The following is a 14,810-nucleotide window of genomic DNA, read 5'->3' on the forward strand; positions in this document are numbered from 1 at the left end:
TACAAAGAACGGTCAAACTGTGCAGGCTTGCTGCTAAGTTCGGTATATCTACTGTCATTACCTCATTATGCCCATTAAAAATGGGTGGACTCTCGGAATGACAGACGACTCAAGAGGCTGGATGGTGGTGGGGATATTCTGGCGGCATAACCGCCAGAATATCCCCACCACCATCTTATAAAATCAGAACTCGCTGTCATTCTGAGCGAAATGCAAAGAAGCGAAAGAATCTTTTTCATTCGCCTATTTTTAATGGACACTAGTGGTTTTACATCGTTTAAATATTAGAAGTATCCGCCTATAAATGTAGTCAATAAAAATTCTATATTTATATCGCCTAAATTAAGAAACTAATGAAAACCAAATCAAAGTCGGTGCTTTTTACAGGGATTACAAGTGGTCTGTCAATAATCTTTCTGTTATCTTTCCTTCAGTTCTTATTCTTAAAAATCAATCCATTTACGGTTCCATCCCTGGCATTATCAATCGTGTTTGGTGGAACAACCGGATTTTTCATTGCGCTTTTGATTAACAAAAACCAGAAAAAAACCAGAAGCATACAGGAAAGTGAAATTAAATTCAGAACACTGATTGATTTGTCGCTCGATGGAATATATGTGGAAAATGAGCGTGGGAAAATTCTGGATTGCAATACAATGGGACACCAGATGTTTGGTTACACCCGCGAAGAAATGTTACAGTTAACGATAAAAGACCTGGTTCCGGATGAATTTGCTGAATTGCTGCCCGATGTAATTCCTGAAGACATGGAAACGGGCGAGGTTTATGTGGAGCGCGAAAACAAAAAAAAGGACGGGACTATTTTCCCAACCGAGATAAACAGCAAGTTTATTAACCTTAACGGGAATAAACGTTTGATCGCTTATGTAAGAGACATTACCGAGCGGAAAAAAGCAGAGAATGAACTGAGAGAGCTTATTGCCTCAAAAAACAAGTTGTTTTCGGTTATCGGGCACGATCTGAGAAGTTTTTACAGCAATATCGTGAGTTTCTCGGACATATTACTTACCGAATCGGGATTGGAAAAAGAGCAAGATCAGGAATTTATTTCGCATATTCAGCAATCGGCAAAACAAGCCGATGAACTGCTTCAGAATATACTCGACTGGGCTTCGCTCGAAACCAACCACATTACATTTACGCCGGTTCTTATACCACTTAATAAAATCATCGGGGAGGTAAGCCTCCATGTTTCGAACAGAGCCGGGTTAAAAGGGGTAAAAATTATTAATCAGGTACCAGACGATCTTTCAATTTATACCGATAAGAAATTCCTTCACCCCATTTTGCGCAACCTGTTGGCCAATGCCATAAAATATTCGTTTAAAAAGGGGAATATTTATGTTGATTGCCAGATAAACGAAAACGGCACACCCGTAATTTCGGTAAAAGACGAAGGAACGGGAATGAGCGCGGAACAATTGAAGAGTATTTTTAAAGAAGGTACTGCCGAATCGCTGCCGGGAACCGGGAACGAAAGAGGAACAGGTCTTGGCCTAAAAATATGCAAAGATTTTACCGAAAAGCTTAAGGGGAAAATTTATGTGAAATCAGCTCCCAAAAAAGGAAGTACCTTTTACGTTGAACTGCCGCAGCCGCAAAAAATAAACGGCGAATAAACTACCTCCTGACAAGCTAACTACGGTGTACACACAATCTTAAATATTCCCATTTTCAAATGATTCTGCAACGATTTTTCGTTCGGGACAAGCTGTCCAATTCTAATCAAATTTAGACGCCGAACGATTTTTTTATTGATCTTTTACCCGGTGCTTTACGTCTTCGTAAACTCAGCCACTCGCACCGGGCTATTGCCTGTCGCCCACTTCGGGACTTTAAGCACCAAGGGTGCATAATCAATAGCCCGGGGGAAGCACCCGCAGGGAGCGCAGCACCGGGGATAGAAGAGAAAAATGAAAAAGGCGCAGCTGCTACCGATTTTTGAAATACAACCCTACCTTGCGCCGCATATTAAAAGTCGATTGTAAAGCAGGCCCCCTAAAATAGTTATGTGTACACCGTAGTGACAAGCTAACGGCTATCAATATGGAATTTAATTAAAAACGATGCAAGCATCGGAGAATAAACTCATTTTGCCCGATACGCTCTGCTATCGGGATTAGTTCGACCATCAAATTACAGTTCGTTTCTCTCCTGTAATTTGATCCTCACTGAATAAATAAGAAAAGGCCTTGTTGTTAAACAAAGCCTTCCTATAAAAATAAAACGTGCTATTCTTTCTTCTTACTTTATTCCGCGAACCTTTTTCTCCCAGTTCCAGGCCGAAAGCAGCGTTTCTTCGGTTCCTTTTTCAGCTTTCCATCCCAGTTCTTCGTTGGCAAAAGTAGTGTCGGCCCAAATTTTTTCGATATCGCCGGCACGACGACCTACAATTTTGTAATTTAGTTTAACGCCTGTTGCTTTTTCAAAACCGTTTACAATTTCCAACACCGACAAACCATTTCCGGTACCGAGGTTAAAAATTTCGTAGTTCTTTTTGTTTTTGCCTCCCAGCAGTCGCTCAATGGCTACCACGTGTGCTTTGGCCAAATCAACCACGTTAATATAATCGCGTACGGCCGATCCGTCAACCGTATCGTAATCGTTGCCAAACACTTTTAGCTCGTCGCGCAAACCGGCGGCTGTTTGGGTAATAAAGGGCACCAGGTTTTGGGGTACACCCAGCGGCAATTCGCCAATCAGTGCAGTCGGATGTGCTCCAATCGGGTTAAAATAGCGCAGTGCAATTCCTTTTAATTGCGGAAAAGCGGCAATGCTGTCGCTTAAAATATCTTCGTTTACACGTTTGGTGTTTCCGTATGGCGACTCGGCATCTTTGCGTGGCGTGTCTTCGGTAACCGGCAAAACATCGGGCTGTCCGTAAACCGTACACGACGATGAGAATACAATATTTGCCACCCCGTATTTCAACTGGCAATCCAGCAGGTTCATCAACGACACCAGGTTGTTGCGGTAGTAAAGCAAGGGTTTTTGTACCGATTCGCCAACGGCTTTCGAGGCTGCAAAATGAATTATTGCCTCAATATCCGAATTACGGCTAAAAAACTCGTCGGTTTTTGCAGCATCCGCCAAATCAAACTGTTCGAACGCCGGTTTTATTCCTGAAATTTTTTCGATGTTATCCAGCACATCGATACTTGAATTTGAAAGGTTGTCAACAATTACAACTTCGTAGCCCGAATTCTGTAATTCAACAACAGTATGCGAACCAATGTACCCGGTTCCGCCTGTAACTAAAATCTTTTTTGCCATTATTTTTACTGATTTGAGCAACAAAAGTAGAAAAAAACGATGCAGAAACCGACACTTCGTTCACTTCCTTGGCAGGCTTTTGTAAAAACTTAATTTTTGGGCAGTTGCAGTTTACTTTATGTTTTGTAATTTTACTGCCTAAATTCATTCAAGTGAGCTTCGGAAAAGAAATATACACACTTCTGCTACAGCACGATATTGTAATCATTCCCGGATTGGGGGCTTTTGTTTCGGAATACCGGCCGGCAGAAATTAGCGATGAGAGCGACGAAATAAAACCTCCGTCGAAAACCATTACGTTTAACGGGCAGCTAAAAAACAACGACGGATTGTTGGTTGGCCATATTGCCGAGAAACTCCACATATCGCATTTTAATGCATTGGTTCGTATTGAAAAAGAACGCGACGAGATGCTTTTTAAACTCGACAAAGGCGACAAGGTTTTTGTTGAAGGAGTGGGCGCACTTTCGTACAACGAACAGGGAGAAATTGTTTTTGAGGCCTCGGAAGAAGAGAATTTACTACTCGATTCGTTTGGCCTTGGCGCCATGTCGATCAGCGAACCACAGCCTGCGGAAACACCGGACGATGAAACGATTGAAACACCGGACGATGAAACGACTGAAACGCAGGAAGAAGAAACAGCGGAAGAGGCAGAAGATGAACCGGAAGTAACAAAACCTGAACCGCAGGAAGAAATCGTTACGGAAGAACCGCTGGTTAAAGAGCCGGAAATTAAAGCAGAAAAACAGGAGGTTCAACCAAAGGAAAAAGAAGCCAAAAAGAGGAAACCATGGTTGTTTCTGCTTATTATTATTCCGTTACTTGCTGTTTCTGTATTTATTTATCTGAAAGGATTTAACCATAGCGAAAGAAACGGCGCAGAAACACAGCTTCCAACAAACAGTGCCGAAGAATTGGCAATTGAACAAGCACCGGCCGCTATTGATACTGCTGCAACAGACTCGGTAACAATAGCCGCAGAAGACTCGACTTTGGCTGCCGATACCACACAAAACATACCCGAACCTGCTGAAATGACGGCTCAGGAGCAGGACTCAATGAAGTACTATCTGGTGGGCGGAAGCTTTTCGGTAAAAGAAAATGCCGATAATTATTTGCACGAATTGCAACAAAAAGGATACGACGCCTTTCACGTTGGGAAAAAAGGTCGTTTCTTTATTGTAGGAATTGCCGGCTACAAAACCTTTAGCGAGGCCGATGCGGCGAAAGTGAAATATATGGAAGACAATCCGGGGTCGGAAGTTTGGGTTTACAGAAAATAAACATTCACACTTCGCTCAAATAATTGTAAATGACTGAAAAAAAAGGAGAGGATAGGTAGAACAAAGCAACAATTTAAGTAATATTGGGTTACTGTTTAACAGTTAATCCTTTAAGAGGAATAAAACAACTCAACGCTTTAAAAACTGTAATTATGAATATAGCGCTCTGGATTATCCAAATTATTATTGCAGCTCTCTTTCTTACTACAGGTTCGCTGAAACTTGTTTTAACTAAAAACAACCTCATAAAAGTTTTTGAATGGATCGAAGATTTTACCGAACAACGACTGCGATTAATAGGTGCCTTCGAAGTGCTGGGTGGATTAGGACTCTTTCTGCCAGGCGTTTATTCTACTCTGGAAATTTTGATTCCGATAGCGGCCATCGGGCTTACTATTATTATGGTTCTGGCCACTTTCCTTCATTCAAAAAGAAAAGAAACAAAAGACCTGATATTTAATATCATCGTTCTGGTTTTGCTTTTGCTTGTTGTTGCCGGTCGATTATTTCTGGTTCGGTTATAGCACACTCCCCTTTTATTCTGCTTCGTTTTTATTGATTATAACGTTCGGCTAAAATTAGCTGTGCGTATAACTATTTATGGTTACGCTGCGTACATAATGAAACCATTTACAACTTAGTAATAACCAAAAAAAAACGAAAATTATGCCTAACAGCGTTTACAAAATTGTTGAGCTGGTTGGAAGCAGCCCTGTATCGTGGGAGCAAGCAGCACAAAATGCCATAAGCATGGCATCAAAATCATTACGCGATTTACGAATTGCAGAAGTGAAGAAAATGGACATTCACATTACCGAAGGTGAAATTGAATGTTATCGTGTTAAACTAAAAGTATCGTTTAAATACGAAGATTAAGCACTTACAGGAAACATTCCCCAAACGTTTTCTGGTATCGCATCTGTAATAATTCCGGGAAAAATTTTCGGGAAATAAATGGTTTTGGCTGTACGCAACATTTAACTCAATTGATAATTTCTGAAGTTCGATTTGTGCATTTTGGCGCAGGCCAACCGGTACATAGCAGCATCAACAAGAAAGATAGTTAAACACCGAACTATTGCCCGCACTCTAACAGGGCAGAAATGGCCTTGAAAACCACTTCATCGGGTAAATCGTTTTGCACAGTTACATATCGAACTTCACCTCCTGCCTTTTCGGTTTGAAAGAGATAGGGCACCGCCAGATAAAGCGCCACCAGATCGTCCCAAAGTTGCAGATGTTCTGCCTGCATTCGCGAAACAATCTCCGGATGTTGGTGCACCCAGACAATCTGTTTGGCGTATTGCGAATTGGTATTTTTAATGGTTTCCAGGTAGGCCTCATCAACATTGTAATGGTCGGTATTGTTCCCAACCACATCCATCAGAAGGTTTTTTTGTTTGAAATATGTATAACTCTCGAGCGAAACCGATTCATTAAAATCGGTTTCAATATATGGATTATTGTACCAAACAATTCGCTCGATCTTTTCTACATATTCCGGATACTTTCCCACAAACTCCGCATACGTTTTAAGCGACCCCAAGGCCACCAACGTTATTTTTTCAGGATAATTTTTAAATACTGACGATATCAAATCTCCGGAACTGATTTTTTGTATTACAGGCTGCGAGTTTTGATTTGCTGCCCACTTGATTTTTTGTGTGTATGCTGCCCAGGGCGGCAATTCTTTCTCCAGGTTTTTATCCAATCCAACCGGAATTTCTTCGCGATGAAATGCCGAGAGCAGATTGTTTACTTTTACAAAAATGGAATCGGGCGCCAGTGTTCCCTGCGAACAGGTGATGGCTAAAACCCGCGTATCATTCTGCGCCAAAAACATTGAAATAGCACGCATGTCGTCAATCGCACCATCGGTATCGATAATTACATGGTATTTCGGTTGGCCCGACTGCGCCGACACAAACGCATTAAAAACAAGGCTGATTAACAACAGTACGAGAATCTTTTTGAACATGGGCAAACGGTTATATTTATTAGCTAATGTATTGAATATTTTGAACATCATCTGCTTTAGAAATATCAGCGCGAAAAGAATTTATATAAAAACAAAAGCTAACGACGCTGATTTAACTGACACGCGCAGATTGGAAACCAAAGAAGCGCAACAAAAAAGCGCTAAGCGGTTTGATCCGCTAAGCGCCTGTATCGAATAGTTGTTTCAAGCTGTGTTTTCAATTCATGGTATCGTACAACAGCGTTTCGTGCTATACTATTTTTATGGTTTCGCCCATAATTTCGAGCACATCGCCTTTTACCAGCTTGGCTCGTTTTCTGAACTCGGGTTCGCCGTTACGAATTACCTCGCCATCTTCGACGATGATTTTTGCGTGGCCGCCCGTTTGTGCAATCCGCAAAAGCTTTAACAGTTTTACCAGTTCAATATGCTCAGTACTCAACTTAAATTCGCGCATTATATTCCAAGTTTTGTTTTGATGGCTGCAGGAATGGCATCTTTGTGTACCATAATTCCGATGGTTTTCAGGCGTACGTAATCTTCGGTCATATGCAGATAACCACCTAAATCGTTGCTATCGGCACCCCACGAATTTTTAGTATAGAAACAATCTTTTCCTTCGGCATCTTTCGATAAACCAACCAGGTGCATCAGGTGATCGTCGGTGGTTGTGCGGTCGTAAAACGTTTTCTGGCGCTCTTTCTGATCCACTTTTCCCTGCAACTTCTTCGGCACATCGGCTTTTCCCCTTTTGTGCACAAAAGTTTCTTCGCTGGTGTCGCCGTCCCAGGCAATACTAAAACCATTGTTCAGCGCATAATACATTACATCCAGCAAATCATCCAGTGGTAAATTATAGTACGATGCATGCGCCCAGTTATCGGGCACTTCAACAACACATTGCTTCCAAAACGGGTGATGACTGAACGAGGTAAGCTCCACATAATCATCCGGATTTATTTCAAATTTATCGCGAAGTTCCGATGGCGAATATTTTTTGCCTTCCAGCTCTACTTTCTCCGGCAACCTGCCCAATTCGCTTTTCAATGCCGACTTGAATCCTTTTAAGTCTGAAACATCAATTTTTCCTCTCTTTTCCTTGTCAATCTTTTCCGTTTCGTCGCGAAGCTCTTTTACCAGCGTCGAATGGTTGTATTTTCCATCCTTTTGTATCCCGGGAAATTCATCGTACAACATTACACCCTGGTCGGCCACAACCTTCAATACATCGTGCGAAAGGCTTCCTTCCCCGAAATTGTTTTTACCATGATAAAGCAGGTACTGAAACGCCTTGTTTTTATAATTGTAATACACAAAAAACATTTCCGACAAATTGGTTTCGGGAAATCCTTGGCGCATAACTTCCGATTCTAAAAAACTGGTGGTAGCAAAACTCCAGCAGGTTCCGGTGCGTCCCTGGCTGATTACCGGTGTATGCTCCACCTCTTTAACAATGGTAAAATCTTCTTTTTCACCCTCTGCATAAACAGCTGACACCATCAGTAGTAACGCTGCTAACATTGACAATAACTTCATAGTACTTATAAATTTTTTAATTCTTCTTTTAACTTTTTGGTCAGGCTCGCAACGATCAGGTCGTACGATTCATCAATCATTTTCTCCATCAGTTTTGATGGAACCGTTCCATTTAGCTCGATGGTATTCCAAAGTTGCTTGTGCAAATGATAACCTTCGTAAATAGCCGGGAACTGCGCCCTGAGTTGAATATTTTTGTCCGGATCATTCTTTAAACTTACCCGGTGATTATCAAGGCCCAGCAAACAAAACATCTTGTTCATCACCTTAAAAACCAACGTGGTTTCATTAAAAGGAAAACTTTCAGTAACTCCTTTTTTTTGCAGGCAATACTCGCGGATCTCTTCAATATTCATACTAGCTAATTTGGAAAGCCTAAAAATAGCAGATTCGGGTTGAAATAAAAATGTTGTGGTGGTTTAATACTGAATGTTTAACTATTATTCCATCATTCACCCCACTGTCTCACTTTGTTCGACATCTCCCCTGGAGGGGAGAACTAAAGAGGGGTGACTTTGAATAAACCTGAATTTTCGCCCCCTTACATGGTTGGATAAAAAGCATCTTTAAAATGCTCCAGCTCGTGGCCTTGCTGAAAGAAAATTACGGTGATAACATCAAATCGGGTATCGAGCTCGCTTTCGTGTTCGATAATGTAAGCATCAGCAGCTTCAACAATGCGCTTTATTTTTGAGTTGGTTACCGCTTCCGACGGATGTTCGTAACGCAACCCCGAGCGGGCTTTCACCTCCACAATAACCAGCTCGTTGCCATCCTGCGCCACAATATCCAGTTCCAAATGCCCGTGGTACCAGTTGGTGGCTTTAATCTCGTAGCCCAGCTTTCGAAGATAATCCTGTGCCAGGCCTTCCGCTATATCACCCAATTCGCGCGTTGATACCATTTTTGTTCAGCGTTTAAAGTTCAGCGTTCAAGGTAAAGGTAAAAAGGCAAAAGTACAAAGGAGAAAGGCAAAAGTTGAGGAGGACTTTACACTACAAATTGAAAATCGGCCACAGCCAAATCCTGACCGTAGCGTAGGGAGCAAAAGTAACAACAAGGCAAAAGTAAAAAGTGTAAAGGAAAAAATAAGGACATGTTTCATTTCTCGCAAAGCCGCGAAGGCGCCAAGCAATATTACAATTTAGCAGTTTTACAATTCTTCGGTTCTCTCATCATCTCAGTGCTCAATCTCTCATCAATCTCCTTTCAATCTAGTTGATTTTACCACAGAGTTACTCCGAGAAGTAAAAGAGTTGCACAGAGGGAAAAAACAAACGGCTTTAAGCTACAATTTATCAATTTTATCCTCTCGCAGTCTCGATTCTCATAATCTCACAGCCTCAGTGCTCAATCTCTCATCAATCTTACTATCAATCTCTTTTCAATCTCAACATCAATCTCCTTTCAATCTCAACCGGGTTCCGCTTTCTGCAACGTCCAATTGCCATTCGCGGCCAAAAGCCAGCGCCAGGTTCTTTTTGTCGTGTCCTCCGGGAAATCCGTAACAAACAGGGTAATCCCTATCTTTTACTGCTTCGGCAAAAATCTCATGAACCGTTTGACCAAAAGGCGATTCATTGTCTTTCATATCGGTAAAATCACCCAAAATAAGGCCGGCCAGATTATCCAGTTTCCCGCTTAATTTCAGCTGGTGTACCATACGATCGGTGTGATACAAAAACTCGTCAATATCTTCCAGGAAAAGGATTTTACCGGCTGTATCAATGTCATATTTTGTACCGTGCAAACTGTTTACGATCGACAAATTCCCGCCAAGCAATTGCCCGGTAGCTGCACCCCGACGATCGAATTCAGTGGCATCCACCTCGTAACTTATCCCCTCTCCTTTTATTAGTTTCATCATCGACATTAAATCTTCGCGCGGTGCGCCTTTGCCATCTAAAAAGTAGCGCGGCATCACTCCGTGAATGGTAGGAACGTTAAGATTATGCAAGCGCGAGTGCAAAATGGTGATATCGCTAAATCCCACCAACCACTTTGGTTTTTTAAGAAATTGGGTAAAATCGAGGCGCTGGATAATACGAACTGTTCCGTAACCGCCACGGGAGCAAATTATGGCGTCGCAATCGGAATCGTCAAGTGCTTCCTGCACATCGGCAGCACGTTGTTCGTCGGTGCCGGCAAACTGGAAATGCCGGGCGAAAACATGTTCGCCAAGCTTTACGGTGTACCCTTGCTCTTCCAGCCAGTTAACAGCGGGCATCACATATTTTTTATCAATTTTTCCGGCAGGTGAAACGATTCGTATTGTTGAGCCGGGTTTTATGGGTTGTAGTGCTATCATAAAATTTGTCAGAAGTTTGAAGTTATTCAAAAATACAAAGTAAATGGTAAAACTGCCTCAACCGGCTAAAATCTCGTACAGCTCTTCCACATCCGCAGCGAAATAATCGGGATTGGCTGCACGCAAATCTTCCTCTTTCCCAAAACCGTAACCCACGGCAATGGTCGATATTTCATTTTCGTTACCGCCTTCAATATCGTAAACGGTATCGCCAACCATTACAATTTCTTCCGACGGCACCAATTGTTGCATCGTCAGCACATCCGCAATAATCTCATTTTTAGTGGCCTTTTTTGCATGATAATCGGCTCCTTTCAACTGAATAATGTAGCGGTCCATTTCAAAATGTTCGATAATTTTACTGGCATACTTTTCCAGTTTCGCAGTGGCCACATACATCCGTTTTCCCTGCGCATCCAACTCGGCCAGCAACTCCATAATTCCGTCGTACGGATCGTTCTGATGCCAGCCATGTTCGCCGTAATATTCACGAAAATACTCCACCGCCAGTTTTGTGTCGCGTTCGCTCATTCCAAACTGCGTGCTAAATCCCCACTGCAACGGAGGGCCGATAAAAGTGTCCAGAATATTTTCGTGGTAGCCGTCAACCTGCATTCGCTCCAACGCATATTTCAACGAATTTTTTATGCCCAGCGTATTGTCGGTTAATGTTCCGTCGAGATCGAAGATAATATGTGAAAATTGTGCCATCGAACTAATTTTTTTACGAAGGTAATAGTTTTAAAATAGCTCTCTGATTTTTGCTATCTTTGCAGCCCTAAAATCAGTTAAAAATGGAATCGCCAGAAATGATAAAATTCGAGGCGTGAGAAATTTTAAAACCGGAGTCTACTGAAGTAAATGAGGATTTTAAAATTTTGAAACAATGAAGAAGTTTGCATTTATCGCGATTCCGCCAAAATAGAATTATGAGTAAGTTCAAACGTACGCTAATAACAACAGCACTGCCTTATGCCAACGGCCCAATTCACATTGGTCACCTTGCCGGAGTTTATGTTCCTGCCGATATTTATGCACGTTACCTCCGCCTGAAAAACGAGGATGTAATTATGATTGGCGGCTCCGACGAACACGGGGTTCCAATTACTTTGAAGGCCAAAAACGAAGGCATTACACCGCAGGATGTGGTTGACAAGTTTCACGGAATCATCAAAGATTCGTTCGAGAAATTTGGCATTTCGTTCGACGTTTACTCACGTACAAGTTCGCCGGTTCATCATGAAACGGCTGCTGAGTTCTTCAAGAAATTGTACGACGAAGGTAAGTTTGTAGAAAAAACATCGGAGCAATATTACGACGAAGCCAACAAGCAGTTTTTGGCCGACCGCTACATTATAGGAACCTGCCCAAAATGTGGTTTCGAAAAAGCTTACGGCGACCAGTGCGAAAGCTGCGGAACTTCGTTAAGCCCGACCGAATTGATCAATCCAACGTCAACCATCAGCGGAAACCAGCCGGTTTTAAAAGAAACCAAACACTGGTACCTGCCGCTCGATCAGTACGAACCGTGGCTAAAAGAATGGATTTTGGAAGGTCACAAAGAATGGAAAACCAACGTGTACGGACAGTGCAAATCGTGGATCGACAGTGGTTTGATGCCACGTGCCGTAACCCGCGACCTCGATTGGGGTGTGCCTGTTCCCGTTGAAGGAGTTGAAGGAAAAGTATTGTACGTTTGGTTTGATGCGCCCATCGGTTACATTTCGGCAACAAAAGAACTGACCGAAGACTGGGAAACTTACTGGAAAGATCCGGAAACACGCATGTTGCACTTCATCGGAAAAGACAACATTGTTTTCCACTGTATTATTTTCCCGAGCATGCTAAAGGCTGAAGGAACTTTCAATCTGCCGGAAAATGTGCCGGCTAACGAATTCCTGAACCTGGAAAACGATAAAATTTCAACATCACGCAACTGGGCTGTTTGGTTGCATGAATATCTGGAAGATTTCCCGGGAAAAGAAGATGTGCTGAAATATGTATTGACCGCCAACGCACCGGAAACAAAAGACAACGATTTTACCTGGAAAGATTTCCAGAACCGCAATAATAACGAGTTGGTAGCTGTGCTCGGAAACTTTGTAAACCGCGCCCTGGTACTTACGCAAAAATATTACGATGGCGAAGTTCCTGCCCGTGGCGAATTAACTGATCACGACAAAGAAACACTGGCCGAGATAGCAAAAATTAAAGGCGAAGTTGAAAAAAGTATCGACAGTTTCCGTATTCGCGAATCGCTGAAAAATGCAATGGATCTGGCGCGTTTGGGGAACAAATACCTGGCCGACGAAGAACCATGGAAAGTGGTAAAAACAGATGCCGAGCGTGTAAAAACAATCATGAATATCTGCTTGCAGATTACCGCCAACCTTACCATTTGTCTGGAGCCGTTCCTGCCTTTCAGCATGGAAAAACTGCGTGGCTTCCTGAACTTTGAAAAAATGGATTGGGAAAAATTAGGAGAAACTGATTTGTTGCCAAGCGGCCACAAAGTAAACAAGCCTGAATTACTTTTCGAAAAGATTGAAGACAAAGTAATTGAGGCGCAATTGCAAAAACTGGCTGCCACCAAAAAAGCCAACGAAATGGCGGAAGCCAAAGCAGCTCCGGCAAAAGAAAACATCGAGTTCGATGATTTTGCCAAAATGGATGTTCGTGCCGGAACGGTTATCGAATGTGAAAAAGTAGCCAAAACCAAAAAGCTGCTGAAATTGAAAATCGACACCGGAATCGACCAGCGAACTGTTGTTTCCGGAATTGCCGAGTATTACCAGCCGGAAGAATTGATTGGCAAACAGGTTTCAATCCTAGTAAACCTCGCACCTAAAAAATTGCGCGGTATCGAATCGCAGGGAATGATCCTTTGTGCTGAAAATGCGGATGGAACTCTGTCAATCGTTTCGCCGGATAAGGCGGTTAAAAACGGATCGGAAATTCGATAACCACTGTCATTTCGACGACGCAGGAGGAGAAATCTCTTCGATTGAAACAGATTTCTCAGTCATACCTCCTTCGAAATGACATGAACATTGATTAAGATAACAAGTGCCAACATAGCGTTGGCGCTTTTCCGTAAGGTTTCTTACTGTCCATCAGCTGACGGACGGGTAGAAAACTTACTCAACATATATAACCGTTCTTGTACGCAGGAACGGTTTTTTTTGTACTATTTAAAATCAGACAATCACAAAGAACAACACCACCAAAATAAGCAGCATAAAAAGGATAAACTGGTTGCGAACAAACAAACCCAGTAGGATAAGAATTTCCACCTCTTCGTTCATAGGAGTTGCCAGCTCAATTGTTCCTTTGTCTTTTGAGATAAATTCGTGCGAAGTAAAAGTAACAATCTCAGCACCGTTGTATTTCCAGCTCCAGCTCGATTGCCAGAAGTTTTTTATCTCCAGCTCAAAACGTTTGCCGTTTATCAACACATCGCTGCGCGGGTTAAACACATTTACCATTACCATGGCCAGCAGCGATTTGCTGTTTCCATCGTAAATCTCCAGTTTCGAAAGAAAAAACTCACGGTTAAGCGTAAAGTAACGACCATTAATAATAGCCTGTGCTTTTGAACCCACCATGCTCTCCCAGTCAATGTTTCCGACTTTTTCATCGCCCTGCATGATTTCGAGCTTCGACCCAAATATTTGCTTACTCCATCTTAGCTTTTCCATTCAAAATATCCTCCATTTCAAGAAACGCAATTTATAAAAATTAGCAGGAATAATTAAAATGAATTCTGCAGCTTCATTTCATTTTTACAATCTTTAACGAAAAAACCGGCTCCTTTCGAAGCCGGTTAATTTGTCATGGTAAATCTTTACTTAAGTGTCATAGCGTATGAGATATCCTAGTTGCAATCACCCGATTTTTCAGCAGGAATAAGCACTTTGTCGATTACGTGTATTACTCCGTTTTTCCCGTCAATATCAGCAGCAATTACTTTGCTATCGTTAATCTTTACATTGTCTGATAAGTCGATTTTAATTTTCTTACCATTTAATGTTTCAACTGAAGTATTCGACAGGTCGCTCGACATTACTTTGCCCGATACAACGTGGTAAGTTAAAATTGGCGTAAGTTGTTCTGCCGTCAAATCCTCAACGCCTTTCACTCCCAAATCGGCAAACAAGGCTTTAAAAGCAGCGTTGTTTGGCGCAAACACGGTAAACGGTCCGTCAGCACTTAAAGCTCCCGCCAGATCGGCTTTGGTAACCGCTTCAACCAGAATTGAAAAATCAGGATTTGAAACGGCAATTTCTACTACTGTGGCCGACGAAGTGTCGTCGTTACTTTTTGCTGCTGAAGTTAAAGCCAGACCAAAAGTCATTACCGCCACCAGCGCAATCGAAAAAATTTGTTTTACTGTTTTCATGATACCATT

The 14,810-nt window shown here is 42.2% G+C and carries 15 protein-coding genes; 5 read left to right on the forward strand and 10 right to left on the reverse strand.

Annotated features, from left to right (window positions below; translation table 11 throughout):
- Positions 1–353 precede the first annotated feature (353 nt).
- Positions 354–1,640, forward strand: coding sequence for a PAS domain-containing sensor histidine kinase (locus BMW53_RS12555; protein WP_038558126.1), 1,287 nt, complete (start codon positions 354–356; stop codon positions 1,638–1,640).
- Between the two features lie 625 nt (positions 1,641–2,265).
- On the opposite strand, the gene galE is transcribed toward BMW53_RS12555, so the two are convergent.
- Positions 2,266–3,294: a UDP-glucose 4-epimerase GalE gene (gene galE / locus BMW53_RS12560; RefSeq protein ID WP_038558124.1), complete on the reverse strand. Its 1,029-nt coding sequence runs from the start codon at positions 3,292–3,294 to the stop codon at positions 2,266–2,268.
- A gap of 152 nt (positions 3,295–3,446) precedes the next feature.
- On the opposite strand from galE, the gene BMW53_RS12565 reads away from it, so the two are divergent.
- The 3 genes from BMW53_RS12565 to BMW53_RS12575 all read left to right on the forward strand — a co-directional run bounded on the left by BMW53_RS12565 (position 3,447) and on the right by BMW53_RS12575 (position 5,456).
- Positions 3,447–4,580, forward strand: a complete 1,134-nt coding sequence (locus BMW53_RS12565; protein ID WP_139178140.1) for an HU domain-containing protein — start codon at positions 3,447–3,449, stop codon at positions 4,578–4,580.
- A 152-nt stretch (positions 4,581–4,732) separates the two neighbouring features.
- Entirely contained in the window at positions 4,733–5,104 is a 372-nt protein-coding gene (locus tag BMW53_RS12570) for a DoxX family protein (protein ID WP_038564538.1), read from the forward strand.
- 142 nt (positions 5,105–5,246) lie between these two features.
- A complete protein-coding gene (locus BMW53_RS12575) occupies positions 5,247–5,456 on the forward strand; it encodes a dodecin family protein (protein WP_038558120.1) in 210 nt (69 codons plus the stop codon).
- Between the two features lie 199 nt (positions 5,457–5,655).
- Here the strand turns inward: BMW53_RS12575 and BMW53_RS12580 are convergent, their stop codons facing one another.
- The 7 genes from BMW53_RS12580 to BMW53_RS12615 all read right to left on the reverse strand — a co-directional run bounded on the left by BMW53_RS12580 (position 5,656) and on the right by BMW53_RS12615 (position 11,113).
- Positions 5,656–6,558, reverse strand: coding sequence for a nucleoside hydrolase (locus tag BMW53_RS12580; RefSeq protein ID WP_038558118.1), 903 nt, complete (start codon positions 6,556–6,558; stop codon positions 5,656–5,658).
- Between the two features lie 250 nt (positions 6,559–6,808).
- Complete coding sequence (locus BMW53_RS12590; protein WP_038558114.1) at positions 6,809–7,015, reverse strand: RNA-binding S4 domain-containing protein; 207 nt, start codon at positions 7,013–7,015, stop codon at positions 6,809–6,811.
- Entirely contained in the window at positions 7,015–8,094 is a 1,080-nt protein-coding gene (locus tag BMW53_RS12595) for a C1 family peptidase (protein WP_038558112.1), read from the reverse strand. The genes BMW53_RS12590 and BMW53_RS12595 overlap by 1 nt, the downstream gene beginning before the upstream one ends.
- A gap of 5 nt (positions 8,095–8,099) precedes the next feature.
- Positions 8,100–8,450: an MmcQ/YjbR family DNA-binding protein gene (locus tag BMW53_RS12600; RefSeq protein WP_038558110.1), complete on the reverse strand. Its 351-nt coding sequence runs from the start codon at positions 8,448–8,450 to the stop codon at positions 8,100–8,102.
- A 185-nt stretch (positions 8,451–8,635) separates the two neighbouring features.
- Positions 8,636–8,998 (reverse strand): YraN family protein, encoded by a 363-nt coding sequence (locus BMW53_RS12605; protein ID WP_038558108.1) that lies wholly within the window; start codon positions 8,996–8,998, stop codon positions 8,636–8,638.
- 492 nt (positions 8,999–9,490) lie between these two features.
- Positions 9,491–10,402, reverse strand: a complete 912-nt coding sequence (locus tag BMW53_RS12610) for a S66 peptidase family protein (RefSeq protein ID WP_038558106.1) — start codon at positions 10,400–10,402, stop codon at positions 9,491–9,493.
- 57 nt (positions 10,403–10,459) lie between these two features.
- Positions 10,460–11,113 (reverse strand): HAD hydrolase-like protein, encoded by a 654-nt coding sequence (locus BMW53_RS12615; RefSeq protein ID WP_038558105.1) that lies wholly within the window; start codon positions 11,111–11,113, stop codon positions 10,460–10,462.
- Between the two features lie 218 nt (positions 11,114–11,331).
- Here BMW53_RS12615 and metG point away from each other — a divergent pair, with 218 nt between their 5' ends.
- The gene (gene metG, locus BMW53_RS12620; RefSeq protein WP_038558103.1) at positions 11,332–13,365 is read left to right on the forward strand and encodes a methionine--tRNA ligase; all 2,034 of its coding nucleotides are present in this window, start codon (positions 11,332–11,334) and stop codon (positions 13,363–13,365) included.
- Between the two features lie 234 nt (positions 13,366–13,599).
- On the opposite strand, the gene BMW53_RS12625 is transcribed toward metG, so the two are convergent.
- Together BMW53_RS12625 and BMW53_RS12630 are read right to left on the reverse strand one after the other, a co-directional pair.
- Positions 13,600–14,100 carry a hypothetical protein gene (locus BMW53_RS12625; protein WP_074780732.1) on the reverse strand — a complete coding sequence of 167 codons (501 nt, stop codon included), beginning with the start codon at positions 14,098–14,100 and terminating at the stop codon, positions 13,600–13,602.
- 176 nt (positions 14,101–14,276) lie between these two features.
- Complete coding sequence (locus BMW53_RS12630; protein ID WP_038558099.1) at positions 14,277–14,801, reverse strand: fasciclin domain-containing protein; 525 nt, start codon at positions 14,799–14,801, stop codon at positions 14,277–14,279.
- Positions 14,802–14,810 lie beyond the last annotated feature (9 nt).

This window comes from Draconibacterium orientale (assembly GCF_900111425.1).
GTDB lineage: Bacteria > Bacteroidota > Bacteroidia > Bacteroidales > Prolixibacteraceae > Draconibacterium > Draconibacterium orientale.

Bases quoted from the DNA above. Each gene is read 5' to 3' on its own strand.
- BMW53_RS12555 (WP_038558126.1), top strand. From the start codon at position 354: ATGAAAACCAAATCAAAGTCGGTGCTTTTTACAGGGATTACAAGTGGT.
- galE (WP_038558124.1), bottom strand. From the start codon at position 3,294: ATGGCAAAAAAGATTTTAGTTACAGGCGGAACCGGGTACATTGGTTCG.
- BMW53_RS12570 (WP_038564538.1), top strand. From the start codon at position 4,733: ATGAATATAGCGCTCTGGATTATCCAAATTATTATTGCAGCTCTCTTT.
- BMW53_RS12575 (WP_038558120.1), top strand. From the start codon at position 5,247: ATGCCTAACAGCGTTTACAAAATTGTTGAGCTGGTTGGAAGCAGCCCT.
- BMW53_RS12580 (WP_038558118.1), bottom strand. From the start codon at position 6,558: ATGTTCAAAAAGATTCTCGTACTGTTGTTAATCAGCCTTGTTTTTAAT.
- BMW53_RS12590 (WP_038558114.1), bottom strand. From the start codon at position 7,015: ATGCGCGAATTTAAGTTGAGTACTGAGCATATTGAACTGGTAAAACTG.
- BMW53_RS12595 (WP_038558112.1), bottom strand. From the start codon at position 8,094: ATGAAGTTATTGTCAATGTTAGCAGCGTTACTACTGATGGTGTCAGCT.
- BMW53_RS12600 (WP_038558110.1), bottom strand. From the start codon at position 8,450: ATGAATATTGAAGAGATCCGCGAGTATTGCCTGCAAAAAAAAGGAGTT.
- BMW53_RS12605 (WP_038558108.1), bottom strand. From the start codon at position 8,998: ATGGTATCAACGCGCGAATTGGGTGATATAGCGGAAGGCCTGGCACAG.
- BMW53_RS12610 (WP_038558106.1), bottom strand. From the start codon at position 10,402: ATGATAGCACTACAACCCATAAAACCCGGCTCAACAATACGAATCGTT.
- BMW53_RS12615 (WP_038558105.1), bottom strand. From the start codon at position 11,113: ATGGCACAATTTTCACATATTATCTTCGATCTCGACGGAACATTAACC.
- metG (WP_038558103.1), top strand. From the start codon at position 11,332: ATGAGTAAGTTCAAACGTACGCTAATAACAACAGCACTGCCTTATGCC.
- BMW53_RS12625 (WP_074780732.1), bottom strand. From the start codon at position 14,100: ATGGAAAAGCTAAGATGGAGTAAGCAAATATTTGGGTCGAAGCTCGAA.
- BMW53_RS12630 (WP_038558099.1), bottom strand. From the start codon at position 14,801: ATGAAAACAGTAAAACAAATTTTTTCGATTGCGCTGGTGGCGGTAATG.